Origin of the sequence: Exiguobacterium sp. ZWU0009 (assembly GCF_000798935.2) — a bacterium.
In the GTDB taxonomy this organism is placed as follows: Bacteria; Bacillota; Bacilli; order Exiguobacteriales; family Exiguobacteriaceae; genus Exiguobacterium_A; species Exiguobacterium_A acetylicum.
The window spans coordinates 3002501-3027649 of record NZ_CP018057.1; the positions used below are offsets into that span (position 1 = coordinate 3002501).

The following is a 25149-nucleotide window of genomic DNA, read 5'->3' on the forward strand; positions in this document are numbered from 1 at the left end:
CAGCTGAGCTAAGGGTGCGATATGGTGCGGTCGAGAGGACTTGAACCTCCACGATGTTGCCACCACTAGGCCCTCAACCTAGCGCGTCTACCGATTCCGCCACGACCGCAAATATGAAATTAAAAATGGTGTGTCATGCAGGATTCGAACCTGCGACCCTCTGATTAAAAGTCAGATGCTCTACCAACTGAGCTAATGACACATAAAAACTGGGCTGGAAGGGATCGAACCTTCGCGTGCTGGAATCAAAATCCAGTGCCTTACCACTTGGCTACAGCCCAAAAATGGCGGTCCTGACGGGATTCGAACCCGCGATCTCCTGCGTGACAGGCAGGCATGTTAACCGCTACACCACAGGACCGCAATTTGAAGTTGCAAACAACTCTTTAAAAAGAAATGGTGGAGGATGACGGGATCGAACCGCCGACCCCCTGCTTGTAAGGCAGGTGCTCTCCCAGCTGAGCTAATCCTCCATATGGTGACCCGTACGGGATTCGAACCCGTGTTACCGCCGTGAAAGGGCGGTGTCTTAACCGCTTGACCAACGGGCCATATCGTAATTAATAATTATTCTCAAGAAACATTTTCACATAAGAGGTCTGGCGGAGATGGAGGGATTCGAACCCTCGCACCAGTTTCCCGGCCTACACCCTTAGCAGGGGCGCCCCTTATAGCCACTTGGGTACATCTCCAAAAGAATGGCTCCGCAAGTAGGATTTGAACCTACGACCTACCGGTTAACAGCCGGTTGCTCTACCACTGAGCTATTGCGGAACGTTACGTTCTGTTCGGAACACTTTTATATAGTAGCAACTTTTTTCCTTTCCGTCAATGCTTTTTTAAAAAAGTTTTTAGCGACGATAAGTTGTTTAGTTGCTGTCGTTTTGACGACTTCTATAATTTATCATGCTCCGAAATGAACGTCAACTACTTTTGTAAAAAATCTTTCCGCGACATCGACCACATCGATATCTTTCCGTATTCATGCGTCTTTTCCTTCTATATAATGTGCTGCATTTCTCACATTCGTAAAGATAGGATTTTTTTTCATCTTCTTGTCTCCTCGGACTGTATCGAAGCCCACCGTAGCGCTCTAACCATTCTTTAAAGTCTTGATCTTGATGACGGTGCCCCATTCCTGCTAGATGTAAATGGTAGTGACACAGTTCATGAATCACGATTCCGCGGAAGACTTTCATGTCATCGATATATCGTTTATTGAAGTCTAAATGATGATCGCCTAAGAAGTAACGACCACCTGTCGTCTTCAGCCGTGGATTAAAATAAGCTTGATGTCGAAACGGTAAGGAAAATACGTCGAGCGAAAGTTGCTCGACGTATCGTTGTAATTGTTCATTCGTCATTTCGGCGGAACCAGTGTCAAACCAATCCGTCCCCGCTCTGGTTCAACATTCGTCACCCAGACCGTCACAATATCCCCAACAGCGACGACATCAAGTGGATGTTTGACACGCTTACGACTGAGCTTCGAGATATGAATCAAGCCATTCTCTTTCACTCCGATATCAACGAACGCACCAAAATCAAGAACATTGCGGACCGTTCCTTGGAACTCCATCCCGACTTGGATCATATCCATCGATAGAACATCTTGACGAAGTAACGGTTTATCGAGCGCTTCCCGTGGGTCACGCCCTGGACGTTGTAACGCTTCGATGATGTCACGTAGTGTCGGTTCTCCGATCTCGAGCGTCTGTGCCATCTCCGGTAATGACAATGTAGACAATTGTTCCCGCACCGCATCCGTTCCGACTTGTTCCAGCGTTAATCCTAATGTCTTAAATAACTTCTCAACAGTTTTGTACTGTTCCGGATGGATCGGCGTCCGATCGAGCGGATGCGTCCCTTCTAAGATACGGAGGAATCCTGCTGCCTGTTCATAGGCCTTTGCACCAAGACGAGGGACTTTCAATAATTCCTGACGCGTCTTGAACGTTCCAAGTTCCGAGCGGCGTTCAACGATTTTTTTCGCTGTCGCCTTCGTGATTCCTGCGACGTAACTCAAAAGCGGTTCTGACGCTGTATTAACATCAACTCCGACTTGGTTGACGACCGTTTCAACGACAAAATCAAGTGTCTCCTTCAGTTTCGTTTGCGAGACATCATGTTGATACTGACCGACTCCGACAGACTGTGGATCGACTTTAACGAGTTCAGCCAACGGATCTTGCAGGCGACGCGCAATCGAAATCGCGGATCGTTGTTCGACCTGAAGCTCTGGGAACTCGGTCCGGGCAATCTCTGAAGCGGAATAAATACTTGCTCCTGCCTCGTCGACGATCGTAAAGGCGATATCTTTTTGTCCCTTCATCCAGTCCGCAACGAATGCTTCTGTTTCCCGTGAAGCTGTTCCGTTCCCGATCGCAATCAATTCGATCCCGTATGTATCGACGAGCTGTGAAAGGGTTTGACGTGCTTCTTTCGCTTTTTGCTCTGACATCGTCACGTAGATGACGCCGACTTCCTTCATCTCACCTGTCAGATCGATGACCGCCCACTTACACCCTGTCCGGTAAGCCGGATCAAGACCTAACATGACTTTCCCTTTCATCGGTGGCTGCATGTAGAGTTGGCGGAGATTCTTACCAAAGACGTCAATCGCTTGGAGCTCTGCCTTTTCCGTCAGTTCATTTCGAATTTCGCGTTCGATCGCAGGAAAGACGGATTTTTTATAGCCCGTCGTGATCGCCGCTTCGATGATATCACGTTTCTTTGGCGCCAGTTGTGCGTATGAACGAAGCAATGTGGGTAAAACCTGTTGTTCCTCTAACACCACTTTCACAGAGACGATTTTCAATGCTTCCGCACGGTTGATCGCCAGAATCCGGTGCGGAACGATCTGTTGAATCCGCTCACTGTAGGCATAATACTGTGCAAAGACACCTTTTTCATCAACTGCATCCTTTTTCTGTTTCGTGACGATTTCTGCTGAACGGCGCATTTGCTTACGAATGAACTCACGCACCGTCGCTTGTTCGCCCCATTCCTCGGCAATGATCGATTGTGCTCCAGCAAGTGCTTCTTCCGGATCCAGCCCATTGCTTAAGCGTTGGAATGTCGCTTCATCATAGGCGGACTTGTTGCGGAACCAGTCAGCAAGCGGTGCAAGTCCTGATTGCCGTGCGATTTCTGCCTTCGTCCGACGTTTTGGTCGAAATGGTAAGTAGATATCTTCGACTTGCTGTAACGTCGTCGCTTCTTCAAGTGTTCGACGAAGTTCCGGAGTCAGTGCACCTTGTTCCTTAATCTTTTCAAGGACGTCGCTCCGTCTGCTTTCAAGTTGCGTTAATTGTTTATGTCGATCGAGAATCGCTTTGATCGCGACCTCATCGAGTTCACCTGTCTGTTCTTTTCGGTAGCGGGCGATGAACGGAATTGTACCGCCTTCTTCCGTCAATTGTAAGACTGCCTTCACTTGCGCAGGACGTACATTCAATTCACTTGCGATTCTCTTTTCCATCTGCTTCACCTCTCATTCATTATACCGAAGAACGCATGGAAAAGAAAAAAGACTGACACGAGGTCAGTCTTTTGAGAATACTTCATTTGGTTCAACTTTGATCGCTTCACGCAACTTCTGCAAAGCGCGTCGTTGAAGACGGGAAACGTGCATTTGTGAAATGCCGAGTAGTTCGCCCGTTTCTTTTTGACTCATATTGCGGTAGTAGGCACATTCGAGAATCGAACGCTCGCGGTCCGTTAAGACAGCAAATGCCTTTTCAAGAATCAGACGTTGATCGACGGAGTCGTAGCCGTTTTCTTGATTCCCGACGAGGTCGAGTAACGTAACGGTACTACCTTCCTGATCTGCCTCAATCGAACTATCGACGGATAATGCTTGATAGCTTTTACCCATTTCAAGTGTTTCGAGGACTTCCTCTTCCGATACTTCAAGACGCGCAGCAATCTCATCGATACGCGGAGAGCGTTGTAACTCCGTCGTCAATTCTTCCACTGCTTTCTTGATTTTCGGTCCGAGTTCCTTGATGCGACGTGGAACATGGACGCTCCATGTCTTATCGCGGATGAAACGTTTGATTTCACCGATGATCGTCGGAACAGCAAATGACTCAAAACTGCGACCGAATTCTTTATCGAAGCGGCGAAGCGCTGCGAGCAACCCAATCATGCCGACCTGAACGAGATCGTCATGAATCGGTCGACCACGCGAGAACTTCCGGGCCAAAGCTTCTACCAAGTCTGAATAACGCTCGAGTAATGCCGCATGCACTTCCTCATCTTGGTCGTCCTGCTGATACAAATCAATCAGTCGAAGTACTTCATCATCACTGTGATGGCGTTGTTGAGACTTTGCTGGCACTTTGACCCACCTCATCTCTATTCATATATTTTGTCATATGGACAGTGACGCCGTTCGCTTTCTCGATCGTTACTTGATCCATCAATGCTTCGATCATCAAGATACCGAGTCCTCCTTCATGCAAGGAGTCGAGATCGTGTGAATCTGTAATCGGTTCACTCTGGCGTTTGACCTCATCTTTATCGAACGTAATGCCGTTATCTTTGACGACAATCTCAAGACGATCGTCAGGGTAGACGTTGCATGTCAAGGCGATGTTACCATCTTCTTTTCCTTCATACGCATGTTGAACGGCGTTCGCACATGCTTCTGAGACAGCAATCTTGATATCTTCGATGTCATCATACGTATATCCCATCCGATTTGCGACGCCTGAAACCGTCAAACGGGCGATGGCTACATATTCCGGTTTTGCCGGTAATGTCATGTTTAGTTGTTCGTTGTTCATTGCGTTCCACCTCGTACACCACTATCAATAGTAATGATGCTTGAAAGACCTGTGATCTCAAATAGACGACGGATGCGTTCAGAAACGCCAACGAGCGTGAACGATGTACCGTTCTTTTTCGCTGCTTTGAGTGCACCGACGAACACGCCGAGACCTGTTGAATCCATGTAGTGTACTTCATCCAAATGGACGATGACGTCGTTCGTTTCAACTGCCGGGACTAATTCTTGGCGGAGTTTTGGTGCTGTATACGTATCAATCTCACCTGCGATATAAAGATGCGTCTGACCGTCTAGCTGCTCTGTTTTAATTGTTAAATCCATCTTCAAGTTCCTCCTCAAGGAAAATCTGTCTATGTGGTCTTTCTATTTATCCTACCTCATCCTTTTATAAAAAGGTCACTTGGGTATGTTTCCCCATATAGAAAACTTTGAAACCTATTTTATAAAAAAAGAGGTCAAAAAAAGTCGCATACGCTAGTATCGACTCTTCTTGTGTTGCGCCTCTATGTAAGTGCCTAAAAATCAACCAAGCCTAAGCTGATTGCGACGGCACTATTTACTTTCATCATCGTGTCTGGATCTAGATGTGTGACTTTATCCGTTAGACGGCGTTTATCAATTGTCCGGATTTGCTCAAGTAAGATGACCGAATCACGTTCTAATCCGTGTCGCTCTCGATATACTTCCACATGGGTCGGTAGTTTGGCTTTGTCGATCTGTGCCGTGATCGCAGCCACGATGACTGTCGGGCTGAATCGGTTACCAATATCATTTTGTAGAACAAGCACGGGACGAACTCCCCCTTGTTCCGATCCGACCACAGGTGACAAATTTGCATAAAACACGTCGCCACGTTTGACTATCAAAGCTTACACCCCGCTTACTTGACGTAGGAGTGAGAACTCCGCCTCCGTTTCAATCTGGAACATTTCGCCAACGATCGATAAATTGATTGCTGCCATTTCTTCGTAACCACGCTTCAATTCCTCACGTAGCTGACGCTTGCGTTCTTCGGTCGTATGGTTCGACTTCATCCCAATCGTCTCCTTCGCTACATTTCGCTCAACAAACTGCATTTCCCGTTGTTGGACCAAGATAATGGCACCTCCAGATTCACTGAAACCTTAACGAACGACTCACTTTCTACTTCAATATATCAGTCGAATTCAGAAAATACAATCAAAATTCAAACAAATAACATATTTTTGCCATCTTATTGATGTCTTGTACGAATCATTGACGCGGAACACGCTTCGAGAATTGACAGAGAACTTCATAGTTGATCGTCCCGAGCCAATGTGCCGCTTCCTCGATTGGTGCCCCTTCTCCAATCAAGATGACTTCCGTTCCGATCGGATATTCCCGCGGTAAACGAATCATGAGCCGATCCATGCAGACACGACCGACGATTTCGCACGGCAGACCGTCTACGATCAACGAATAACCTTGGAACTTGCGTGACCAACCATCCGCGTAACCGATCGGAACGGTACCGATCCATTCATCCGTCGGCGCGGTATAGGTCGCTCCGTAACTGATCGTTTGACCCGGTTCGACTTGTTTGACTTGCATCAGACGACTTTTCAGTGAAAACGCTGGTTTTAAGAATTCGTAATGTCCTGCCATCTCGTCGGACGGCATTGCACCGTATAACGCGATACCGACTCGAACGACGTTAAACGGCGCTTGACCTGCTAAGCGAATCGCAGCCGCCGAATTGGCACAGTGGACGTAACGGATATCCGGTACTAGTGCGACATACGATAAAAACGTTTCGAGCTGGCGTTCGAATAACTGACTACTCAGCTCGTCAGCAGTCGCAAAATGCGTATAGATGCCTTCTAGCTCGACGAGATCATCATCACATTCAGCAAGAATTCGCTTCAACTCATCGACGTGTTGCAGTCCGAGTCGTCCCATTCCCGTATCGATCTTGATATGCAAGCGGAGATGATCGATTTCCGTCAAATGACGTTTCGCTTCCTGAAGCCAATCGGCTGAAAAGACAGGCACGGCGACATCATAATTCGAAGCGACTGGTGCATGTTCTGGTAGTAAGGCTTCAAGCATCAGGATTGGTGCTTGGATCCCCGCTTCTCGTAACTCGATCGCCTCCTCGAGGAGTGCGACAGCGAGTAAGTCGGCTCCGTTCTCAAGAGCGATCTCAGCGACTGTCACTGCCCCGTGACCATAGCCGTCCGCCTTGACGACCGCCATCACCTGTTGTTCGCCCATCCGTGTTTTGATTTCGCGTATATTATGTGCGATCGCTTCCCGATCGATTTCAATCCAAGTTGGTCGGTACATCCCATTCCCTCTTCTCTAATAAGACTTGCGCAGATGCATAATGTTCTGAATGTGTGATCGAGACGTGGATGACGCCATCGAATGGTCCACTCATGATCGGTCGCCCCGTCTCATCGTTTAAGATTTCAACGTCTTGCCAAGAGACTTCTTTTCCGACGCCGGTTCCGAATGCTTTGACGAACGCTTCCTTTGCGGCGAAACGTCCAGCGAGATACTCGATACGACGGTGTCCCGAGAGCGATTGAAATCGTTCCTGCTCTGCCTGCGTCAAGATTCTTCCTACAAAACGTGGCTGGCGCTCAAGCGTTTGCTCGATTCGATCCAGTTCCACTAAATCGATTCCAATTCCATAAATCATCCAAGGCGCCTCCACAGTACTATTCTTCGCCATCTTCATATAGAATGAAGATGAAGCGAGGTGTTGTCATGTTTAGTCGAACGGAAAACCTACAAACGTTCACACGTTCTTATCCGGTCGTTTCGTTGTTCATTTTAATCCAAGTCGCCCTGTTTGTCATCGAACAGTTGGGCCCACTCCTTAATCTGACATTCTCTCCTCTAAATGCAGGGGCATCCATCAATCTCTTAATCGAACAAGGTGAATGGTGGCGTGTCGTCACAGCAACGTTCTTGCATTACGATTTTTGGCACATTGCGTTCAATACGTTTGCTCTCGTCATCTTCGCTCCACCGCTTGAGCGGATGATCGGTCATGGTCGATTTGCTGCCTTTTATTTGCTCGTTGGTACGCTTGCGAACATCTTGACGTACTTCACGAAAATCAATGAACCGTTTTATGGGCAAGCTGGAGCATCTGGTGCCATTCTTGGTTTGCTTGGTTTTTATGTCTACTTGAGTCGCTTCAAGCGGACGGTCATCATGGCAGACGATACACGTCTTGTGTATATTTTCACTGCGGTCACGGCAGTCTTTACGTTGCTTGGATCGAACGTCGCTGTTTTTGGTCACTTGTACGGTTTCGTCCTCGGATTCCTCTTCGGATTCGTCTTCGGTAATCGTGCCGTTCCATTCACACGTCCGTTCCAAACCGGTCGTCGTACGAGCGGTGGTCCTGTCTTCGTCAGCGGTTCTGGTCAACTCGGCCGTGTATTCTTCTACATCATCATCGCGTTTGCTGTACTCGGATTATTCTTCCGCTACTTGTAAACCGGCATAAAAAAGGGACTCACGCTTTTAGCGCGAGTCCCTTTTTTAGCTTATTTGCGAAGAACTTCTGCCAAGTCCTTCACATCATCAATCAGGTTATGGATCGTTTCCTGATTGTCCGTATAGAGTGCTTTTAATTCTTCAAAACGTCCTTTTGGATCTTGTTTGACAGCAGACAATTGTGTTCCTGCACCGCTGAATGTCCGTTTCACTGCTGCGAACTGCGCTTGACGCGTATCTTTATGCAGTAGTGATAAAGTAGCGCCGACGAGTGCGCCACCAAGTGTTGCTACGACAAAATAGTTCTTCTTCATCTGTTAGTCCCCCTGCATCTCACTCATTTGTTGGTGGTACGATTTGATACCGTTTCATGACGGGAGAAGGCGCGAACGACTTCCCTGCCTCTTCAGCATACTGGTCTACCGTGAGACGTTCAACTGATTTTGCATAACGAGCCCCGTCCCCTGTCTCATGGAACTGGATCAATAAGGCAAGATCCGTTCCCTTCTCGACACGTCCAATCCGAAAGGCCTGGAAGCCGCCATATTCTGCTCCGACAACTTTCGGATTCGACATCACTTGATGTACGAATAGATCCCCGCTATTTTGATCTGCCGGAATCGACCAGTAGAAGAGACTGCCTTTATCCGAAAAATTGCCACGTGATTCGAGCAACGTGTAGGTATTGCCACTTTGAAAAGGTGATTTCGAGTCCGTCTCCATCCAGAGGATGGCATCACCGCTTCCGCTAGCGACACGAATATGCGCATCACGGGAACGAATTTGTTCAACAAACGAACCGCTACCGAATGTAATCGAAAGTTTAGATGGCATCACAGGCCTCCGCAAGTTGAAAGTCTTTTTCCGTCAATCCGTTTTCATCATGAGTCGTCGCCGCAAGTGTAACGTTTTTATAGTCGATCACGATCCGTGGATGATGATTCAAGTTTTCAGCGATACTCCCGACTTCCTGTACGAAATCCAGTGCTGCAGGAAACGATGCAAGTGTATAGGTCCGGACGATTTCATCATCCACGACACTCCAATCCTGCAACCGCTCAAGACGCTCTTCCACTTCATACTCATTCAACCTAGCCATCCCTTTCTCCTCCTCTACTATCATTTTCGTCCTATACCTTATACCCCATTCTTTTACTTCTCTATACCTGTTTGTATCCGATTTCTTCCTTTTGCCTTCTGTGTGAGATAGAGTACAATGTGAAAGAGAACACTAATTCAAAATCGGAAAGGGGCTTACGCATATGCGCGCTCTGATTGTCATTGATTACACGATCGATTTCGTTGCTGACGAAGGAAAGCTGACTTGTGGAAAACCAGGACAAGCGATTGAAGATCGAATTGCTACGTTGATGGAGGAGTTTTCAACGGAAGATTACGTCGTCATCGCCAACGATATTCACGAAGAAGGCGATACGTTCCACCCGGAAACCGTCCTCTTCCCGCCACACAATATCCGCGGAACACACGGACGCGATTTGTTTGGAAAAGTCGCAGACATGGCCCGGGTCGCCGATCACGTCATCGACAAGACGCGTTATAGTGCGTTTGCCGGGACGGACCTCGATTTACGCTTGCGTGAACGCGGTATCCGCGAAGTCCACCTCGTCGGTGTCTGTACGGACATTTGTGTCCTTCATACAGCTGTCGATGCCTACAATCTCGGGTATCGTATCGTCGTCCATGCTGATGCGGTCGCAAGCTTTAACGCGACGGGTCACGACTGGGCGCTTACACACTTTAAACAATCGATCGGCGCAGAAGTCGTCGGCGAATAAGAAGGGATCTGTCCGTCATGTTACAACGTAATCTTGCACTCCATACCGATCTGTACTTACCACGGTGGATGTATATCTATTGGAAAGAAGGACGTCATAATGAACGCGCCGTTTTTGATGTTTACTACCGTTCGAATCCGTTCGCAGGAGGCTATGTCGTCTTTGCGGGTCTCGAAAATATCATCGAGTATATTCAAACACTCCGTTTCACGGAAGAAGATATCACGTACTTGCAAGAGATGATCGGCTTCCCGGATGAGTTCAAGGATGAACTGCGTCAGTTCAAGTTCAATGGCTCAATCTCAAGTGTCAAAGAAGGCGAAATCGTCTTCCCGAACGAACCACTGATTCGGATCGAAGCACGAATCTTTGAAGCAAAACTCTTACAGACTGCGATTCTGAACATTGCGAACCACGAATCGCTCATCGCGACGAAATACGCACGTATTCGTCAATCGGCTCCCCGTGCGAAGTTCCTCGAAGCTGGTGCTCGTCGCGCGCAAGGAATCGATGCCGCTTACTTCGGAACGCGTGCTTCATACCTGGCTGGTTTTGACGTCACAAGCCTTGCTTCAGCAGGACGCGACTTCGGTATCCCGTGTGGTGGAACGATGGAGCACGCCGACATTCAATTCCACGATGACGAATTGACGGCATTTCGGACATTCGCTTCTCATTATCCGGATCAGGCGACATTACTCGTCGATACGTACGATACGCTCAAGAGTGGTCTTCCGAATGCGATCACGGTTGCGAAAGAACTCCAAGCTAAAGGACATAAACTACGCGGCATCCGAATCGATTCCGGTGACTTATCCTACTTGTCAAAACGTGCCCGCAACATGCTTGACGAAGCCGGATTCCCGGAAGTCGATATCGTTTTATCGGGTGACCTCGATGAATACGTTATCCAAGACTTGCGCATCCAAGGTGCCCAAGCCAATACGTTCCTCGTCGGAACACGTGGCATCACGGCCTACGAACAACCGGCTCTTGGGATGGTCTATAAACTAGTCGCGCGTGAAGTAGATGGCGAGCTCGCACCCGTCATTAAAGTATCCTCGTCAAAAGCCAAGACGACGACGCCTCACATCAAGGAAGTCTATCGCATCATCGATCCGGTGACGGATAAGTTCAAAGGGGACTACGTGACGTTGATGGACGAAGATCCGTCGACACTTGAAGCTGTCGACCTCATCGACGTCCGGGACCCATCGTTCCGAAATCGCATCGAACAGTTCAAGGTCGAGCGGTTACTTGAACCAATTTTCAAAGATGGAGAACTGGTCTATACGGTCCCAACGATTGAAGAAAGTCGCCACTTCCACGAAACACAGATCGGTCGTCTCTGGGAAGAGTACAAACGGCTGCGTTTGCCAGAGATTTATGCTGTCACATTCAGCGATTGTCTCTGGAAGCTCAAACTCGACATGATTCGGGATACCCGACTGGCGAGTGGTTTAAAATAAGACACCAAAAAGCGCCGTTCCTCCTCAGGAAGAACGGCGCTTTTTCTCATGTTAATCCTGCTTCGTTTCCGACAGGTGTCATTTCTGTTGGCGCTTGTTCCATCTTCTTACGAAAGTACCACGCGAAGCCGAGTGCACCTCCGATGAAGACGATATACGTGATGCGTTGACCGAATTCAGCTAAGGAATCCGCGTAGAAAATACTGATTAAATGATCACTTCCACTAATGAGTAGCAAACAGGCAATCAGGAGCGCAATGCGATATGCAAGCGTCGGGCGGTCTGTCGGTTCAGCATGCCAATACATGATGATATGGTGGGCAAGTAGAACGATACCCAGGATTCCTAATATTCCAATGAGTACTTGCGGCATAATGAACGATCCTCCTGTTTAGTAGTATCTAGTCTTATTTAAACATAGTTCATACGAATTTCGTCAGGAAAAGTTTCCCGTCCCCCATTCCTCACGGTATACTGTAGGAAAATCGTAATCGATCAAGGGAGGGCATTTTTTCATGAAAACCTTTAAGTTATGCACGTTACGCATTTTAATGGACGAATCAGGACGTGATACGACGATTCCCGTCGCCATTCAGGACGGATTGACGGTCAGTACCGAACAGACGGCACAGTGGGTTGCAGAAATCGTCGTTCCTCCGATGGATCAGCCGATCGTCGATGAATTGTTCACAAAACATTTACGTGCTTTGATTGAAATCACGATCTCACGACCTGATAATGATCCTGCCGCGATGATCGTCACGCCCCTTGAACGGACTGCCTTAAGCGAACACGTCTCGTATGTCTTCACGGGTAAGATGGTCATGATGAAGAATGATTTATCTGAATCAATCCTACGCGAAGTCGTCGAAGATGGATTCGCTGGCGAAGAACTCGTCCAAGAATATAAGGATCGTCGTTCGAAGCGCGGCGCGCATATTACGAGCATTGCAAAGGAAACGTTCAAGCAGTATCTAGCAGAACACCCGAAAGCGCCAGTCTCTTAAGGTTTTTCGACCTCGTCCGTGATGTGATCCGCTACGTTGATTCGATCAATCGTATAGTGATCCGTATATTGGACATAATTCGCACACGCATTTTTCAAAGGTGTCCGGTAACTGAACGTCGCATCAATCGATGATAAAGCTGCCTTAATCGTATGCGAGTGACAGACGATCAAGATCCGTTTGCCCGCATGCATGCGTGTCACTTCCTGTAGCGCCTCGAACACGCGATCCTGGATGTCTTGTTCCGTTTCGAGACCTGGCACAAGTGTCGTATCGTTCGCTTGAACGGCCTCGTAAATCGCTGCGACCGGTTCACCAGAGGCGGCACCGAATTCGCGTTCGACAAGTCGCTCGTCTGTCGCCGTAATCGTCAAACCAACAGCACGCCCGATGATTTCCGCTGTCTCAACAGCACGGGACAACGGACTTGCTAATAAGATATCCCATTTTTCATTCGCTAGATAAGCGGCGCTGAGTTCCGCTTGTCTTCTTCCTGTTGCATTCAACGGAATATCTTCTCTCCCTTGAATCCGCTCGTTTAAGTTCCAATCCGTCTGACCATGCCGCACTAAACAAATTTCAGTCATGTCTCTGTCTCCCTCATTTAAGAAATATGACTGATTGTATCATGTTTTCCATTCGCAAGTTGTCGCGGTGGCAACAATAGCACCTGACAGGTGAAACGTTCAATGCGTTCAAGCAATCGCTCGATCTTTAACGGATTTTCCGTCTGAGCAAAACTGGCAAGTGAGTGGGTACCATTCGGAAAGGAAAACAAACGAACATCGGCTCCGACATCTGCTCCCTTTTCAACGAAATGCAAGGCTTGAGAAAACGGGACGATTGGATCTTTTTTACCGTGCAAAAGCATGATTGGCGGGGCATCCGACGATAAATGTGTGACGGGTGAGACATGCGTCATTAGCTTGCGCCATTCTTCTCGTCCACCCTTGTAGAACTTAATGTGGGCAATCCAAGTCTGAATGAAATTAAACAACAAAAAGTTCGTCGGTGGATATAAAGCGATCACACCACTGATCAATGGCATGTGGCGTTCATCACGCTCACCAACGAAAGCAGATGGGGCAAGTGCCGTCGTCAGCATGAGTGCGGCTCCGGCTGAGTCTCCCCATACCATCATCCGTCCTCTTAGAATGCGAAGATCCTCTGCTTCCTTATTCAAAAAACATAACGCATCCCGTACATCTTCGAGGTTATCCGGAAAATAACTGCCCTCTTCGAACAAACGATACTCAATACTACAGACGGCAACTCCGAGTTCAAGTAGTCGATCAACGATTGGACTAAAGCAGAACATATCATCGCGCTCTCCACGAACGAATGCACCGCCATGTGCATAGATGGCAACTGGAAACGGTCCTTCTCCCGGTGGATAATAGAGATCGAGCTGTAAGATGCGGTCTCCCACCTGTTTGTAGGTGAGCGTCCGCGGTGCAAGTTGTTTTTCTGTGAGTGGCAAGGCGGGTTCGGTCCATCGAAGCAGTGCACCATAATTATTCCAGATACTCGCTCCCGCTGCTGCCGTCGTCAATAATGCAGCTCCCCCCATTAGCCATGCAGTTTCACGTTTCACTTGATCACCTCCAAAAAGACGTGCCAGTTTCTTCACTTTATTATCCTTCTACCCCGTTTTAAAAGATGTCGAACGTCTCGGTATTCCTACTTGACGCTTCACCAGCGTTCCGCTATAGTGAGAAAGTCCAAATCGGAATAGTTACGTTTTAATAATGGAGGTATCATATAATGAAAAAAATCATTCCTGCTTTAACGGTCGCCTTCGCAAGTGCAAGTATCCTCGCCGCTTGCGGTTCGAATACCGATTCATCGACTTCAGATAAAACCCAGACAGAAGTCTATACATCGACGTTCGCGACGGCTGCTATTGCCCGCGAAATCGGTGGTGATCAAGTCGACGTCAAGATGATCGTCCCACCTGGAGCCGATCCTCACTCTTACGAACCAACGTCAAAACAACTCACTGAGATTGCTAAGGGAGACTTGTTCCTTTTGACAGGTACGACACTCGAGCCGTATTCGAAAAAAATCCAGGAGAGCCTAAAAGGCACGGATGTCCGCTTCGTCGAGACGAGTAAGGACGTCAACTTACTGGAATCGGATGCTACACTCCATGCACATGAAGAAGAAGGGCATAGTGAAGACGAACACGCTCACGAAGAAGAAAAGCATGATGATCATGCAACGGATGAACATGCGCATGAAGAAGAAGGTCATGACCACGGAAAATACGATCCACACGTCTGGCTCGATCCTGTCAACGCAAAAGCAATGGCACGCTCGATTACAACTGCCTTATCAAAAGAAGTACCAAAATACAAAGCAACATTCGAGAAAAACTTAAAAGCGTTCGATCAGCAAGCTGATGCATTGGACGAACAATTCAAACAAGCGGTCGCTGACGGATCGAAAAAAGAACTTCTCGTCACACATGCCGCATACGGTTACCTCGCAGAACGATATGGTTTCACGCAACTACCGATTGCGGGTATCTCGCCGTCAGATGAACCGTCACAAAAGCAACTGGCCGCTTTAGTAAAAGAAGCACGGATGCATGATTTGAAATACGTCGCGTTCGAAGAGACGGTCTCACCGAAGGTTGCACGTGTCATCCAAAAAGAAATCGGAGCTGAATCCGTGACGATCCATAATCTAGAGTCGGTCACGAAAGCGCAACAAAATAGCTCATACTTCAAGTTGATGGAAGAAAACGTCCAAACATTGAAACAAGCACTTCAGTAAAGTACAGTTGACACGCGTTACTCAATGCGGTACGGTAAGAAACGTGTTTTACAACAATTGAATGACTTCTTTTTATCGCGAGAAACGGAGGGACTGGCCCAATGATGTTTCGGCAGCGGACGATTTGATTCGTACTGTGCCAAATCCAGCAAGCGAAAGCTTGAGAGATAAGAAGAGCGTCTTTATTTCATAAAGACCTCCTTCTTTCTTGCGAAGGGGTCTTTTTTTGTATCTTTGAGAAACGAGGTGTCAACAATGAATGAAACGATCACGCTTAACAAATGGGCACTGCTTCCCCTCGTCGTATTCCTGGTCCTCTTCATCGGAGCCGGGATCTTCTATGACGACTTTTACAAATTCCCGATCCTTATCGCCGCATTGATCGCTTTGATCTTTGCTGCAATCACTACGAAAGGATCCATTAATCAAACGGTTGAACGAATCGCAACGGGTGCCGGAAATCCCGATATCATGATCATGGTCTTCATCTTCTTATTAGCCGGTACGTTCTCTGGAACGGCAGAAGCAATCGGTGCCATCGATGCAACCGTCAATGCTGCTTTGACGTTCCTTCCTCCGTCACTCCTGATGAGTGGTCTGTTCATCATCGCTGCCTTCATCTCGATGGCAATGGGAACATCGACTGGAACAATTGCTGCACTCGCGCCGATCGCCTTCGGTATTCATGAAGCGACAGGCATCAACGTTGCGATCGCAGCGGCTGCTGTCGTTGGTGGATCGATGTTCGGCGATAACTTGTCGTTCATCTCGGATACGACGATTGCTGCCGTCCGGACACAAAAAACGAACATGCGTGATAAATTCCGAACGAACTTCATGATCGTTCTACCGGCTGCTATTTTGACGGTCATCCTGCTCGCATTCGTGTCTGGTTCTGGTGACGTCGTCGAAGCAAAAGCCTTTGAATTCTATAAGTTGATTCCATATCTCGCTGTCATCGTCCTTGCACTATTTGGCGTCAATGTCATCCTTGTCCTCATCGGTGGTACGTTACTCACCGGCATCATCGGTATGATTGATGGTAGCTTCGGCTTGAGTGGCTTCGTTCTCTCGATGTCTGAAGGAATGATGGGCATGGCGGAAATCTCCATTTTGACGCTCCTCATGGGTGGTCTCGTCAGCTTGATCACGTTCAACGGTGGAATTGCTTACTTGAAAGAGACGCTGACACGCAAGATTTCACAGCGTCGCGGTGCCGAATTCAGTATGGCGGCACTCGTCAGTGCAACGAATCTTGCGACAGCAAACAATACGATCTCGATTCTCGTCGCTGGACCACTGGCAGCTGAAATCGCCGATACGTATGAAGTCGATCGCAAGAAATCAGCGAGTATTCTTGATATCTTCTCTTGTGGGATTCAAGGCATCATTCCGTATGGAGCACAACTATTGATTGCAGCAGAATTGACGAAAACGGCTTCTCCTGAACTGATTCCGTATCTGTTCTATCCATTCCTCCTCTTCGTCTGTGGATCAATCGCCATTTTCTTCGGCTTGCCACGCATGAAGAAGACAGCGACGAAGCAAGAAAAAATTTCTTCGTAACCATAAAACAGGTCCAATCGCGTCGACGATTGGACCTGTTTTATTATTTTTTCTGCTTCGCTTGTCGTTCTAAGATGAAGTAAGCAATTGCCGGAAGCGGGAATTGAACAAGTCCAGCGCCTCCCCAAACCCATGGATTACGTCCTGATTTTCGCGCACTAAGAAATAGACCCACTGCCTGCGTTACTAACAAGGCGCCAATACTAAGCCAAGTACATTTGGATAACTTTTTATTCTTTTGAGCCATCTTTTCTCCCCCTCTTTTACCACACGATTAAATCTCATGGTTCTTTTCTATTTTACCGTATTTTATTCCTCCATGAGCATGGAAACGGACGTCTTCGTTCGTTCATGCTAAACTAAACGAGCAAATCTAAACTACGTTTTATGAGGAGGAGTAACACATGCAATACGCAAAACTTTCAAACGGTATTACGATTCCCCAAATCGGATTCGGTGTCTGGCAAGTAGACGAAGAAACAGAAGCACCAGCTGCTGTCGCTGAAGCACTACGTGTCGGCTATCGTCATATCGATACGGCTGCTGTCTATAAAAACGAGCGCGGTGTCGCAAAAGGAATCAAGGAAAGCGGCGTGAAACGTGAGGATCTCTTCTTAACGTCAAAAGTCTGGAACGATGATATTCGTGCCGGTCGGACGAAGGAAGCATTCGCAGAATCGCTCGAACGTCTCGAAACAGATTATCTTGACCTTTATCTCATCCACTGGCCGGTCGAAGGCTATATCGAAGCGTGGAAAGCAATGGTTGAACTGTATGAAGCAGGCAAGATCAAAGCGATCGGTGTCTCGAACTTCAAAGAACATCACCTCGATACATTGGCAGAAGAGGGCTTGATGGCACCAATGATCAACCAAGTCGAGTTGCATCCACAATTACCACAACATGAACTGCATGAATACTTGCAAGATCACAACATCCAAGTCGAAGCATGGAGCCCACTCATGCAAGGGAAATTCCTCGAAATCAACGACTTCAAGGAAATCGCAGAGAAGCACGGCAAGACACCTTCACAAGTCGTCTTACGTTGGCATCTCGACAACGGCATCGTCGCTCTTCCAAAATCCGTTACACCAGAACGCATTGCGGAAAACTTCGACGTCTTTGATTTCCAACTCGATGCCGATGATCTGGAGAAAATTGATCGTATCGCAACGGATGTCCGCCTCGGACCAGATCCAGACGAAATCGATTTTTAATCTGACGATTCACGTAAAAGATGAGGCTGACTCAAAAGTCCGTTTCCACAAAGAGAAGGGTGGCAGAACGATGATCTGCCACCCTATCTCGTAACAAAAGAATGACGCGTTTCACGCAACTCCTACAGGAAAAAACGCATCTTTGCGCTGTCAGAGACAAGCAAGACCCGTTTTCCTGCTTGAATCAGCAGGAAAATTGGCTTGTGTCTCGCCTGAGGAAAGGGCGTGAAAGACGCGTCATTCTTTTTGAGTCAGCCTCTTGATTCATCTGAACGACGAGAGACCCGTTTCCAGTCTATGACTTGGAAGCGGGTCTCTTTTTTTATGATTTGAGCTGATCAGACATAATAAATTAAAATCGTATCTTCCGCTTCTTCTGCCTTTTGAAAATAGGCACGCAAATCGGCGAACTGTTCCCAGATATCCTCGAATTCGCCCGGTGTTCCGGCTTCATCATGAATCGAAGCGAGTGCCCGTTGATCAAAATTCCGCATCACCTCAGCCGAGATGATGAGGAGTGGCAAGGGAAGAATGCCGACGATCGCCGCTTTCTCCTCATTGACAATCAACTCTTCGCCAACGATCGCTCGTCCCAGGTTGTAATGTGTGTCTTGATCAATATAGATATCGATTTGATTCATCAAATGATAGATGGCATTCGTCTGTTCGAGAGCAAATAATTGTTCATGATCGGGTTGTGTCTCATGAATGAATAAAATCCAGTCCATGATGATGTGGGGATCGTTTCCGAACGACTCCCAGACCGCATCCGTGACGCGGACGAAATGTACGTTTTCCATTCTCCCCCTCCCTTCTGTACTCTGTATTCCCTTTTTAAATTCGTTCTATACAAAAAAAGAGCCAGATTTCTCTGACTCCCTTTCCTTAGATCGCTTTTTCGTCTTTTTCTGATTCTTGCCATGCTTCAAGCGTATCTTTCCCTGGCAAGTTCGGAATCGAGTCCGCATAGAATCGTGGCTCTTTTCCAGCTTTTCGTTGCCCGACATAATCTTCGAGCGCCAGTTTCGCGATTTTTGAAAGACGGAAGATCGCGTACAAGTTAACGATCGCCATCAGCCCCATGAAGATATCTGCTAAAGCCCACACGAGGTTCGCCGATTCAACGAGTGAACCGAAGACGATCATGACGAGAACGAGCACACGATATGCCATCAAGACTTGTTTATTTTCACGGATGAAGTTAATGTTCGATTCACCGTAGTAGTAGTTTCCGACGACGGAACTAAAGGCAAAGAGGAAAATCGCGACGACCATGAATCCTGTCGCGAGTGATCCAACTTGTGATGCGAGGGCACCTTGTGCTAAGTCGATCCCAGCTACCGGTTGACCACTAGCATCTTTTGTTGCCACTCCACTGACGAGAACGATCATCGCTGTCGCTGAACAGACCATCAATGTATCAACGAAGACCGCAAACGATTGAATCAATCCTTGTTTGACTGGGTGAGAGACTTCCGCTGTTGCCGCTGCGTTCGGCGCTGAACCCATACCGGCTTCGTTCGAGAACAATCCACGGCGAATCCCGTTCAAGAGCGCTGCCCCTACTGCACCACCTGCGAGCGTCTTGAATTCGAATAGACCTTCTTGGAAGATCAATTTAAAAATACTTGGCAGTACTTCAAGATTCGTCGCCATGATGTAGAGCGCGATCAGGATGTAACCACCTGCCATGATTGGTACGAGGAACGACGCGACAGTTGCGATGCTACGGACGCCACCAAAGATGACGAGTGCCGTCAGCACGACCAGTCCGACCGTAATCCAGGTCTTATCAAAACCATATTGATTTTGAAGTGAAAGCGAGATCGTATTCGATTGAACGGAATTGAAAACAAATCCGAATGAGATCGTAATCAAGATACTGAATAAGATCCCTAACCAACGTTGACCGAGTGCTTTCTCCATATAATAGGCAGGGCCCCCACGCCACGCCTTATCATCACGTACCTTATAAATTTGAGCGAGTGTACTCTCGACGAATGCCGATGCCGATCCGATCAAAGCAATCAACCACATCCAGAAGACCGCTCCTGGTCCACCGAGTGCGATCGCTGTCGCGACACCTGCGATATTACCAGTACCGACACGTGCTGCCGTACTGATCGCAAATGCTTGGAATGGCGACACGCCATCTTTCCCTTTATCCGTTCCTTGGAACAGTAAGCGTAACATTTCCGGTATCATCCGGAATTGAACGAACCGCATCCGGAATGTAAAATAAATGCCTAATCCGACGAGTAAGATGATCAGTACGTTTGTCCATAACATGTCACTGATTCTACTGACTACATCCATTACCTGCTTCTCCATCCGATTCCCTCCACTTCCACCACATAGTTTCTCTTTTTAGATGTAAACTTTTTTCACATGTGAATTATCATACGCAATTTTTTTTGAAAAATCAAACTCATCTATACCGCAGACTACAAAAAACGTGTTAAACCTCACATCAGATGTCAGGTTTAACACGTTTTTATCAAGCATTTTTGAATTAGATGAACAAGTTCAGGTTAGCACCATCCGTTGCACCAAGGTAACTCGCGACACCACCGTAATCGATATCATCCAGTAATTCCTCTTTCTTGATGCCCATGATGTCCATCGACATCGTACAAGCGATCATGCGGACACCCGCTGCTTGTGCTTTTGCCATCATCGTCTCTAGCGCATCGACTTGTTTGTCCTTCATGACTTTTTTCATCATTTTTTGACCGGCTCCTGCCATGTTCATGTTCGAGAGCGGTAACTCCCCAGCATGCTTTGGCATCATCATGCCCATCATCCGTTCAATGCCTGCTTTTTCGACTGCCGGTGCGCCTGGTTTTCGAATGATGTTCAAGCCCCAGAACGTAAAGAACATCGTCACTTGTTTCCCCATCGCTTGTGCACCTTGCGCGATGACGAAAGACGCAAGTGCTTTATCGAGATCACCACTGAAAACGACCATCGTCGCATCATCCGCTGGATTGACTTGAATCGGAGTTGTAGCCGATGTCTCTCCTTGCCCTTTTTCAAGCATGACCTCAACGACTCCCTGATTCATCTCCGCTGAATGGACCGTGTGACCTAGTTTTTTCGCCCATGCTTGAACGTCTGGCAAGAATCCTGGGTCTGACGCCTTGACGAAAATTTGCTCGCCGTCCGTCATCTGATCGATTTTTGTTTTCAGCTCTAAGATTGGACCTGGGCACTGTAAGCCGCACGTATCGAGCAGCGTCACTTGTTCCGGTGCAGTCTTCGTTGTTGGCTCACGTTTCGTTACCGTCACAGCTGTCTCCTCCTTCGCCTGGCTTCGCGCTTCTTGATCGCGATGCACGACCGACCATGTTTTGTAGCCGCCGCTTAAGTTTTTCACATCATAACCGTGTTGTTGCAATAGTTGACTCGCGACATATCCACGTAATCCGACTTGGCACGTCACATAGATCGTTTGATTTTTCGGCAGATCATCCAACTTCTCACGTAACGTTGGTAACGAGATATTGACCGATCCGGGAATCGAACCTAACTCGTTTTCCGATGGTTCACGGACATCGAGTAACAAACCGCCATTTGCGACAATTTCATCGATTTCGTGCCAATGAACGTTCTTACTGTCACCAAGCACGATGTTCGACGCAATATAACCTGCCATGTTGACTGGATCTTTTGCTGAACTATATGGCGGTGCATATGATAGTTCAAGATCTGGTAAATCAAGCACTGTCAATCCACCTTTGATCGCTGTCGCGAGGACATCGATCCGTTTCTCAACACCTGTCATACCGATTGCCTGTGCGCCGTAAATCGTTCCTTCGATCGGATCAAACAACAGCTTCATCGAAATCGGACTCGCTCCTGGGTAATACCCCGCATGCGATCCCGGATGGAGATGAACCGCTTCATAACGTAGACCGAGCTGGCGTAACCGTTTTTCGTTGTTACCAGTCGAAGCGACCGTCAAGTCGAAGACTTTTGCGACCGCTGTTCCGAGCGTGCCGCTGTAACGGACGTCGCGTCCAGCGATGATGTCAGCAACGAGGCGTCCTTGACGGTTTGCTGGCCATGCGAGCGGGACGTGTGTCGCTTCCTTCGTGATATAATCTTTGACTTCAATCGCGTCGCCAATCGCAAAGATTGATGGATCGGATGTCCGCAGTTGATCGTCGACTTGAATCGTCTGTTTGATGCCAAGCGTTAAACCAGCATCTGCTGCGAGCGTGCTCTCCGGTGCAACACCAATCGATAGGATGTTCATCTCGGTTTCGATCACGCGTCCACTTGTCAGGACGATGCGGCGACCTGCCTCTTCAAAACGAGCGACGCCATCTTCTAGAATCAACTCGACGCCTTTCGCACGAAGATGTTCATGAACGATTGCTGCCATTTCTGGGTCGACCGGAGCCATGACTTGATCTGCCATCTCGACGAGGGTGACGTGCGCCCCACGTTCGACGAGGTTTTCTGCCATTTCAAGACCGATGAATCCTCCACCGATGACGACTGCTCGCTCTGGACGCGTCGTATCAACGTATTCCCGCATCCGGTCCGTATCTGGAATGTTCCGTAATGTAAAGACGTTCGTTGCTTCTTCAAGTCCTGGAATGTTTGGACGAATCGGTTTTGCGCCTGGAGAAAGAATCAGATGGTCGTACGATTCATCGTATTCTTCACCCGTTTCGACGTTGCGGATCGTGACCGTCTTCGCTTCACGGTTAATCCGAATCGCTTCCGACAAATTACGGACATCTAAATTAAACCGTGCGTGCATGCCTTCCGGCGTTTGGACGAGTAATTTATTGCGATCCTTGATAACATCTCCGATGTAGTAAGGCAGTCCACAGTTCGCGAACGAAATCTCTTTTCCCCGTTCAAGCAAAATGATTTCTGCCGTTTCGTCAATCCGCCGCAGTCGTGCTGCTGCCGTAGCGCCACCTGCGACGCCACCTACGATGATCGTTTTCATCTGATGATTCCTCCTTGAGTTTCTATCTGTCACCTAATATACCCTGTTAGGTATGTCATTTCAAGTCAATTGCTCGCAAATTCACAAACAAGACATATCTCTGCTCTTTTGTATTTTCTTCCTATCTTAACGGACATTAGTTGCAATTCCTTCTGAAATGCTTGAAACTGAATTTATAGTATATAAAGGGGGATTTTGCAATGGACCAGGAACGTAACTCGAACGAATCAAACGAGAACAATAAAGTGACACCGATTCACCAAGATCGTCAACCCGAAACAAACGAGCAAGGAATCGCGCCACAACAGCAACAACACTTGGAAGCTTTCCAAGCTTTCCTCGTTGAAAAAGGGATTCCAATGGAAGCGCGTGAAAATGAGACACACGTCTTCTTCATGACACAAGAAAAAACACCTGCTGGAGCAGAACCGATGATGATGATCGTCTTCAGTAAAACGACGACAGATGTCGAATTGTTCGCTCGTACGGTGACACACGTACCAGACGGTGTCGAGGATCTCCCGATCCTTAACGCCATCAACGACTTCAACCAAGAGTTCAAATACTTCCGCGTCGTTCTCGACAGCGACCGTGATGTCACGATCGCATCAACGATCGATCTCGATCATGGCTTCAACCCAGCTGCGATCTTCGGACATTCTGTCATGATGTTCCAAGCATCAGACGAAGTCTACACGTATTTGACAAAACTGTACGAACAGTTCTAATTTCTCATTTAAAACGGCTTTGGAGCCCTGCTCCGAAGCCGTTTTTTTCTTTAAAGTTCAATTGACAATGAGAATTATTCTCGCTATAGTTAGATTTGTGAAAACGACTACATGACGGAAAACGTCTTATTAATTCTTCTGGGGGAATCACGATTATGAAAAAACGTTTAAAAGTAGCTTCTATCTTCATGGTAGCTGGTATCTTGGCTGCCTGCGGTTCGAATGAAACGGATACGACTGCACCGAAAAAAGAGAAAACGGAACAGTCGACCGAAACAAAATCAGCAGATGCGGGGATTGCTGCAACGACACTGACAGATGAATTGACGATCTTCAGCTCAATCAAAACAGAACTCGACAAAGCAAAAGAAGGACAAACAATCGATTGGAAGATGGTCACGACAAGTTATGAATCGAAACTAAAAGGTGGTGTCGAGACGACAGCACCAGAAATCGAACAAGTCATCCAGTCTGCTTTAGCAGGTGTGGAAGCAAAGGATCTCGATGAGAACATCGCTCGTCAACTCGTTGATAAAGGTCTACAATCGTATTTCTATAAATTACAAAAAGCAACACAAGCAAAAGCCGAAGAAGCACTCGTCGCCGGTAAACCAGAAGCTGCAACAGAAGCACTTAAGGATATCGAAGCAATGGCGAAGACTGTCTTCATCCCGACTGCAGAAAAACGCGACGCGAGTTACGGCTTCAAAAACGAAGACGCCATCGCTCAAGCGATCACATCAGGTCTTGCAGCGCAGCAAGAAGCCATCGACGCAAAAGAACTTGGTGACTTCAACGTTGCAAAACAAGTGACAGATAAATCAATTTATCGTTCCTTCTATTTAGCTGCACTCGGTTACGCACAAAAAATCGAGGATGGAGCAAAAGCAGGTACGGATGAAAAAGAATTACAAATGGAGCAAGCAGAAGGATATGGTTTCCTCCTTGCGATCGAAGAATCATTAGCAGGCGGAGACGAAGAAGCTGTCAAAACGCTGAAAGAGCGCTATGATTTCTCAAAAACAAAGCCAGCTGACGTCTCTTACAAAGAAATCGAAGGATTGTTCGCAAAAGCGTTGACGGAAAAAGTCGACGGTTATCATGAAGAAGCACAAGAAGCGATCGAGAAGAAAGACGTCGATACAGCACGTGTAGAAGCAATGGAAGCGAACATGTTCGTCGTGGCGATGAAACCGACGCTTGAGAACCGTCTCGGTAAAAACAAAGCAGCACAAGTCGCAAAAGACGCAAACGAATGGTTCGCACTCGTCGAAAAAGGTGATGTCAAGGCTGAAACGACAGGCGAACGGATCACAGACGCACTCGAACCACTTAACTAAGAAAGAAATGGAAACG

28 protein-coding genes, 9 tRNA genes and 1 riboswitch (1 of these 38 running past the window's edge) are annotated in these 25149 nt (G+C 47.6%); of the genes, 9 read left to right on the plus strand and 28 right to left on the minus strand.

The window, feature by feature from the left end:
* The 18 genes from L985_RS15495 to acpS all read right to left on the minus strand — a co-directional run.
* Positions 1-18: transfer RNA gene (locus L985_RS15495), tRNA-Arg, on the minus strand; it reaches 59 nt to the left of the window's first position.
* A gap of 4 nt (positions 19-22) precedes the next feature.
* Positions 23-109 (minus strand) — tRNA-Leu (locus L985_RS15500).
* A 17-nt stretch (positions 110-126) separates the two neighbouring features.
* Positions 127-202: transfer RNA gene (locus tag L985_RS15505), tRNA-Lys, on the minus strand.
* 7 nt (positions 203-209) lie between these two features.
* Positions 210-281, minus strand: a tRNA-Gln gene (locus tag L985_RS15510).
* 4 nt (positions 282-285) lie between these two features.
* A tRNA-Asp gene (locus L985_RS15515) sits at positions 286-361 on the minus strand.
* A 36-nt stretch (positions 362-397) separates the two neighbouring features.
* Positions 398-473, minus strand: a tRNA-Val gene (locus L985_RS15520).
* 3 nt (positions 474-476) lie between these two features.
* A tRNA-Glu gene (locus L985_RS15525) sits at positions 477-551 on the minus strand.
* Positions 552-600: 49 nt separating this feature from the next.
* Positions 601-692 (minus strand) — tRNA-Ser (locus L985_RS15530).
* A gap of 7 nt (positions 693-699) precedes the next feature.
* Positions 700-774, minus strand: a tRNA-Asn gene (locus L985_RS15535).
* Positions 775-923: 149 nt separating this feature from the next.
* Positions 924-1364: a SprT family protein gene (locus L985_RS15540; RefSeq protein WP_029342838.1), complete on the minus strand. Its 441-nt coding sequence runs from the start codon at positions 1362-1364 to the stop codon at positions 924-926.
* Positions 1361-3481 (minus strand): Tex family protein, encoded by a 2121-nt coding sequence (locus L985_RS15545; RefSeq protein ID WP_047390768.1) that lies wholly within the window; start codon positions 3479-3481, stop codon positions 1361-1363. Before L985_RS15545 ends, L985_RS15540 begins: the two co-directional genes overlap by 4 nt.
* A 63-nt stretch (positions 3482-3544) precedes the next feature.
* Positions 3545-4342 carry an RNA polymerase sigma factor SigB gene (gene sigB / locus L985_RS15550; protein ID WP_023469620.1) on the minus strand — a complete coding sequence of 266 codons (798 nt, stop codon included), beginning with the start codon at positions 4340-4342 and terminating at the stop codon, positions 3545-3547.
* Positions 4308-4790, minus strand: a complete 483-nt coding sequence (gene rsbW, locus L985_RS15555; protein WP_029342840.1) for an anti-sigma B factor RsbW — start codon at positions 4788-4790, stop codon at positions 4308-4310. Before rsbW ends, sigB begins: the two co-directional genes overlap by 35 nt.
* Positions 4787-5113, minus strand: a complete 327-nt coding sequence (locus L985_RS15560; RefSeq protein WP_029342841.1) for an STAS domain-containing protein — start codon at positions 5111-5113, stop codon at positions 4787-4789. Before L985_RS15560 ends, rsbW begins: the two co-directional genes overlap by 4 nt.
* A gap of 194 nt (positions 5114-5307) precedes the next feature.
* On the minus strand, positions 5308-5658 hold the full coding sequence (locus tag L985_RS15565; protein WP_023469623.1) for a type II toxin-antitoxin system PemK/MazF family toxin: 351 nt from the start codon (positions 5656-5658) through the stop codon (positions 5308-5310).
* Between the two features lie 3 nt (positions 5659-5661).
* Positions 5662-5886, minus strand: coding sequence for a hypothetical protein (locus L985_RS15570; protein ID WP_023469624.1), 225 nt, complete (start codon positions 5884-5886; stop codon positions 5662-5664).
* A gap of 139 nt (positions 5887-6025) precedes the next feature.
* On the minus strand, positions 6026-7099 hold the full coding sequence (gene alr / locus L985_RS15575; RefSeq protein WP_029342842.1) for an alanine racemase: 1074 nt from the start codon (positions 7097-7099) through the stop codon (positions 6026-6028).
* The gene (gene acpS / locus L985_RS15580) at positions 7077-7457 is read right to left on the minus strand and encodes a holo-ACP synthase (RefSeq protein ID WP_029342843.1); all 381 of its coding nucleotides are present in this window, start codon (positions 7455-7457) and stop codon (positions 7077-7079) included. Before acpS ends, alr begins: the two co-directional genes overlap by 23 nt.
* 68 nt (positions 7458-7525) lie before the next feature.
* Between acpS and L985_RS15585 the strand changes: the two genes are divergently transcribed.
* Positions 7526-8266, plus strand: a complete 741-nt coding sequence (locus L985_RS15585; RefSeq protein ID WP_029342844.1) for a rhomboid family intramembrane serine protease — start codon at positions 7526-7528, stop codon at positions 8264-8266.
* A 50-nt stretch (positions 8267-8316) separates the two neighbouring features.
* On the opposite strand, the gene L985_RS15590 is transcribed toward L985_RS15585, so the two are convergent.
* The 3 genes from L985_RS15590 to L985_RS15600 are packed head-to-tail and all read right to left on the minus strand — an operon-like array spanning position 8317 to position 9365.
* On the minus strand, positions 8317-8580 hold the full coding sequence (locus L985_RS15590; protein WP_023469628.1) for a hypothetical protein: 264 nt from the start codon (positions 8578-8580) through the stop codon (positions 8317-8319).
* A gap of 19 nt (positions 8581-8599) precedes the next feature.
* Complete coding sequence (locus tag L985_RS15595; protein ID WP_047390763.1) at positions 8600-9100, minus strand: hypothetical protein; 501 nt, start codon at positions 9098-9100, stop codon at positions 8600-8602.
* Positions 9090-9365 (minus strand): 4a-hydroxytetrahydrobiopterin dehydratase, encoded by a 276-nt coding sequence (locus tag L985_RS15600; RefSeq protein WP_023469630.1) that lies wholly within the window; start codon positions 9363-9365, stop codon positions 9090-9092. Before L985_RS15600 ends, L985_RS15595 begins: the two co-directional genes overlap by 11 nt.
* Positions 9366-9528: 163 nt before the next feature.
* On the opposite strand from L985_RS15600, the gene L985_RS15605 reads away from it, so the two are divergent.
* Both L985_RS15605 and L985_RS15610 read left to right on the plus strand, forming a co-directional pair.
* Positions 9529-10062 (plus strand): cysteine hydrolase family protein, encoded by a 534-nt coding sequence (locus tag L985_RS15605; RefSeq protein ID WP_047390759.1) that lies wholly within the window; start codon positions 9529-9531, stop codon positions 10060-10062.
* A 17-nt stretch (positions 10063-10079) separates the two neighbouring features.
* Positions 10080-11531, plus strand: a complete 1452-nt coding sequence (locus L985_RS15610) for a nicotinate phosphoribosyltransferase (RefSeq protein ID WP_047390757.1) — start codon at positions 10080-10082, stop codon at positions 11529-11531.
* A 46-nt stretch (positions 11532-11577) separates the two neighbouring features.
* Here the strand turns inward: L985_RS15610 and L985_RS15615 are convergent, their stop codons facing one another.
* On the minus strand, positions 11578-11904 hold the full coding sequence (locus L985_RS15615) for a hypothetical protein (protein WP_029342848.1): 327 nt from the start codon (positions 11902-11904) through the stop codon (positions 11578-11580).
* Between the two features lie 142 nt (positions 11905-12046).
* Between L985_RS15615 and L985_RS15620 the strand changes: the two genes are divergently transcribed.
* The gene (locus L985_RS15620; RefSeq protein WP_029342849.1) at positions 12047-12538 is read left to right on the plus strand and encodes a YwpF family protein; all 492 of its coding nucleotides are present in this window, start codon (positions 12047-12049) and stop codon (positions 12536-12538) included.
* On the opposite strand, the gene L985_RS15625 is transcribed toward L985_RS15620, so the two are convergent.
* Together L985_RS15625 and L985_RS15630 are read right to left on the minus strand one after the other, a co-directional pair.
* Positions 12535-13125, minus strand: a complete 591-nt coding sequence (locus L985_RS15625) for a histidine phosphatase family protein (protein ID WP_047390754.1) — start codon at positions 13123-13125, stop codon at positions 12535-12537. The two genes, L985_RS15620 and L985_RS15625, sit on opposite strands and share 4 nt — an antisense overlap.
* 17 nt (positions 13126-13142) lie before the next feature.
* Positions 13143-14132 carry an alpha/beta hydrolase gene (locus L985_RS15630; protein ID WP_052169376.1) on the minus strand — a complete coding sequence of 330 codons (990 nt, stop codon included), beginning with the start codon at positions 14130-14132 and terminating at the stop codon, positions 13143-13145.
* Positions 14133-14302: 170 nt separating this feature from the next.
* On the opposite strand from L985_RS15630, the gene L985_RS15635 reads away from it, so the two are divergent.
* Together L985_RS15635 and L985_RS15640 are read left to right on the plus strand one after the other, a co-directional pair.
* Positions 14303-15316 carry a metal ABC transporter solute-binding protein, Zn/Mn family gene (locus L985_RS15635; RefSeq protein WP_047390750.1) on the plus strand — a complete coding sequence of 338 codons (1014 nt, stop codon included), beginning with the start codon at positions 14303-14305 and terminating at the stop codon, positions 15314-15316.
* A 69-nt stretch (positions 15317-15385) separates the two neighbouring features.
* Positions 15386-15490, plus strand: a riboswitch (SAM riboswitch).
* A gap of 81 nt (positions 15491-15571) precedes the next feature.
* Positions 15572-16882, plus strand: coding sequence for a Na+/H+ antiporter NhaC family protein (locus tag L985_RS15640; protein WP_047390747.1), 1311 nt, complete (start codon positions 15572-15574; stop codon positions 16880-16882).
* A gap of 43 nt (positions 16883-16925) precedes the next feature.
* Here L985_RS15640 and L985_RS15645 read toward each other — a convergent pair whose 3' ends face one another.
* On the minus strand, positions 16926-17129 hold the full coding sequence (locus L985_RS15645) for a hypothetical protein (protein ID WP_029342854.1): 204 nt from the start codon (positions 17127-17129) through the stop codon (positions 16926-16928).
* Between the two features lie 157 nt (positions 17130-17286).
* Between L985_RS15645 and L985_RS15650 the strand changes: the two genes are divergently transcribed.
* Complete coding sequence (locus L985_RS15650; RefSeq protein ID WP_047390745.1) at positions 17287-18099, plus strand: aldo/keto reductase; 813 nt, start codon at positions 17287-17289, stop codon at positions 18097-18099.
* A 338-nt stretch (positions 18100-18437) separates the two neighbouring features.
* Here L985_RS15650 and L985_RS15655 read toward each other — a convergent pair whose 3' ends face one another.
* The 3 genes from L985_RS15655 to L985_RS15665 form a co-directional block, all read right to left on the minus strand.
* Positions 18438-18899, minus strand: a complete 462-nt coding sequence (locus tag L985_RS15655) for a hypothetical protein (RefSeq protein WP_029342856.1) — start codon at positions 18897-18899, stop codon at positions 18438-18440.
* An 85-nt stretch (positions 18900-18984) separates the two neighbouring features.
* A complete protein-coding gene (locus L985_RS15660; RefSeq protein ID WP_029342857.1) occupies positions 18985-20430 on the minus strand; it encodes an alanine/glycine:cation symporter family protein in 1446 nt (481 codons plus the stop codon).
* A 181-nt stretch (positions 20431-20611) separates the two neighbouring features.
* Complete coding sequence (locus tag L985_RS15665; protein WP_029342858.1) at positions 20612-23065, minus strand: CoA-disulfide reductase; 2454 nt, start codon at positions 23063-23065, stop codon at positions 20612-20614.
* A 200-nt stretch (positions 23066-23265) separates the two neighbouring features.
* Between L985_RS15665 and L985_RS15670 the strand changes: the two genes are divergently transcribed.
* Positions 23266-23793 (plus strand): type III secretion system chaperone family protein, encoded by a 528-nt coding sequence (locus L985_RS15670; RefSeq protein WP_023469644.1) that lies wholly within the window; start codon positions 23266-23268, stop codon positions 23791-23793.
* A gap of 155 nt (positions 23794-23948) precedes the next feature.
* Positions 23949-25133 carry a hypothetical protein gene (locus tag L985_RS15675; protein ID WP_047390741.1) on the plus strand — a complete coding sequence of 395 codons (1185 nt, stop codon included), beginning with the start codon at positions 23949-23951 and terminating at the stop codon, positions 25131-25133.
* Positions 25134-25149: the final 16 nt, after the last annotated feature.

Excerpts from the sequence above, each read along its gene's own strand:
- L985_RS15625 (WP_047390754.1), bottom strand. The coding sequence starts at position 13,125 with ATGACTGAAATTTGTTTAGTGCGGCATGGTCAGACGGATTGGAACTTA.
- L985_RS15590 (WP_023469628.1), bottom strand. The coding sequence starts at position 8,580 with ATGAAGAAGAACTATTTTGTCGTAGCAACACTTGGTGGCGCACTCGTC.
- L985_RS15595 (WP_047390763.1), bottom strand. The coding sequence starts at position 9,100 with ATGCCATCTAAACTTTCGATTACATTCGGTAGCGGTTCGTTTGTTGAA.
- L985_RS15585 (WP_029342844.1), top strand. The coding sequence starts at position 7,526 with ATGTTTAGTCGAACGGAAAACCTACAAACGTTCACACGTTCTTATCCG.
- L985_RS15600 (WP_023469630.1), bottom strand. The coding sequence starts at position 9,365 with ATGGCTAGGTTGAATGAGTATGAAGTGGAAGAGCGTCTTGAGCGGTTG.
- L985_RS15615 (WP_029342848.1), bottom strand. The coding sequence starts at position 11,904 with ATGCCGCAAGTACTCATTGGAATATTAGGAATCCTGGGTATCGTTCTA.
- L985_RS15665 (WP_029342858.1), bottom strand. The coding sequence starts at position 23,065 with ATGAAAACGATCATCGTAGGTGGCGTCGCAGGTGGCGCTACGGCAGCA.
- rsbW (WP_029342840.1), bottom strand. The coding sequence starts at position 4,790 with ATGAACAACGAACAACTAAACATGACATTACCGGCAAAACCGGAATAT.
- L985_RS15560 (WP_029342841.1), bottom strand. The coding sequence starts at position 5,113 with ATGGATTTAACAATTAAAACAGAGCAGCTAGACGGTCAGACGCATCTT.
- L985_RS15655 (WP_029342856.1), bottom strand. The coding sequence starts at position 18,899 with ATGGAAAACGTACATTTCGTCCGCGTCACGGATGCGGTCTGGGAGTCG.
- L985_RS15545 (WP_047390768.1), bottom strand. The coding sequence starts at position 3,481 with ATGGAAAAGAGAATCGCAAGTGAATTGAATGTACGTCCTGCGCAAGTG.
- acpS (WP_029342843.1), bottom strand. The coding sequence starts at position 7,457 with ATGATTTATGGAATTGGAATCGATTTAGTGGAACTGGATCGAATCGAG.
- L985_RS15620 (WP_029342849.1), top strand. The coding sequence starts at position 12,047 with ATGAAAACCTTTAAGTTATGCACGTTACGCATTTTAATGGACGAATCA.
- L985_RS15675 (WP_047390741.1), top strand. The coding sequence starts at position 23,949 with ATGAAAAAACGTTTAAAAGTAGCTTCTATCTTCATGGTAGCTGGTATC.
- L985_RS15670 (WP_023469644.1), top strand. The coding sequence starts at position 23,266 with ATGGACCAGGAACGTAACTCGAACGAATCAAACGAGAACAATAAAGTG.
- L985_RS15640 (WP_047390747.1), top strand. The coding sequence starts at position 15,572 with ATGAATGAAACGATCACGCTTAACAAATGGGCACTGCTTCCCCTCGTC.
- L985_RS15645 (WP_029342854.1), bottom strand. The coding sequence starts at position 17,129 with ATGGCTCAAAAGAATAAAAAGTTATCCAAATGTACTTGGCTTAGTATT.
- L985_RS15635 (WP_047390750.1), top strand. The coding sequence starts at position 14,303 with ATGAAAAAAATCATTCCTGCTTTAACGGTCGCCTTCGCAAGTGCAAGT.
- alr (WP_029342842.1), bottom strand. The coding sequence starts at position 7,099 with ATGTACCGACCAACTTGGATTGAAATCGATCGGGAAGCGATCGCACAT.
- L985_RS15610 (WP_047390757.1), top strand. The coding sequence starts at position 10,080 with ATGTTACAACGTAATCTTGCACTCCATACCGATCTGTACTTACCACGG.
- L985_RS15660 (WP_029342857.1), bottom strand. The coding sequence starts at position 20,430 with ATGGAGAAGCAGGTAATGGATGTAGTCAGTAGAATCAGTGACATGTTA.
- L985_RS15605 (WP_047390759.1), top strand. The coding sequence starts at position 9,529 with ATGCGCGCTCTGATTGTCATTGATTACACGATCGATTTCGTTGCTGAC.
- L985_RS15650 (WP_047390745.1), top strand. The coding sequence starts at position 17,287 with ATGCAATACGCAAAACTTTCAAACGGTATTACGATTCCCCAAATCGGA.
- L985_RS15540 (WP_029342838.1), bottom strand. The coding sequence starts at position 1,364 with ATGACGAATGAACAATTACAACGATACGTCGAGCAACTTTCGCTCGAC.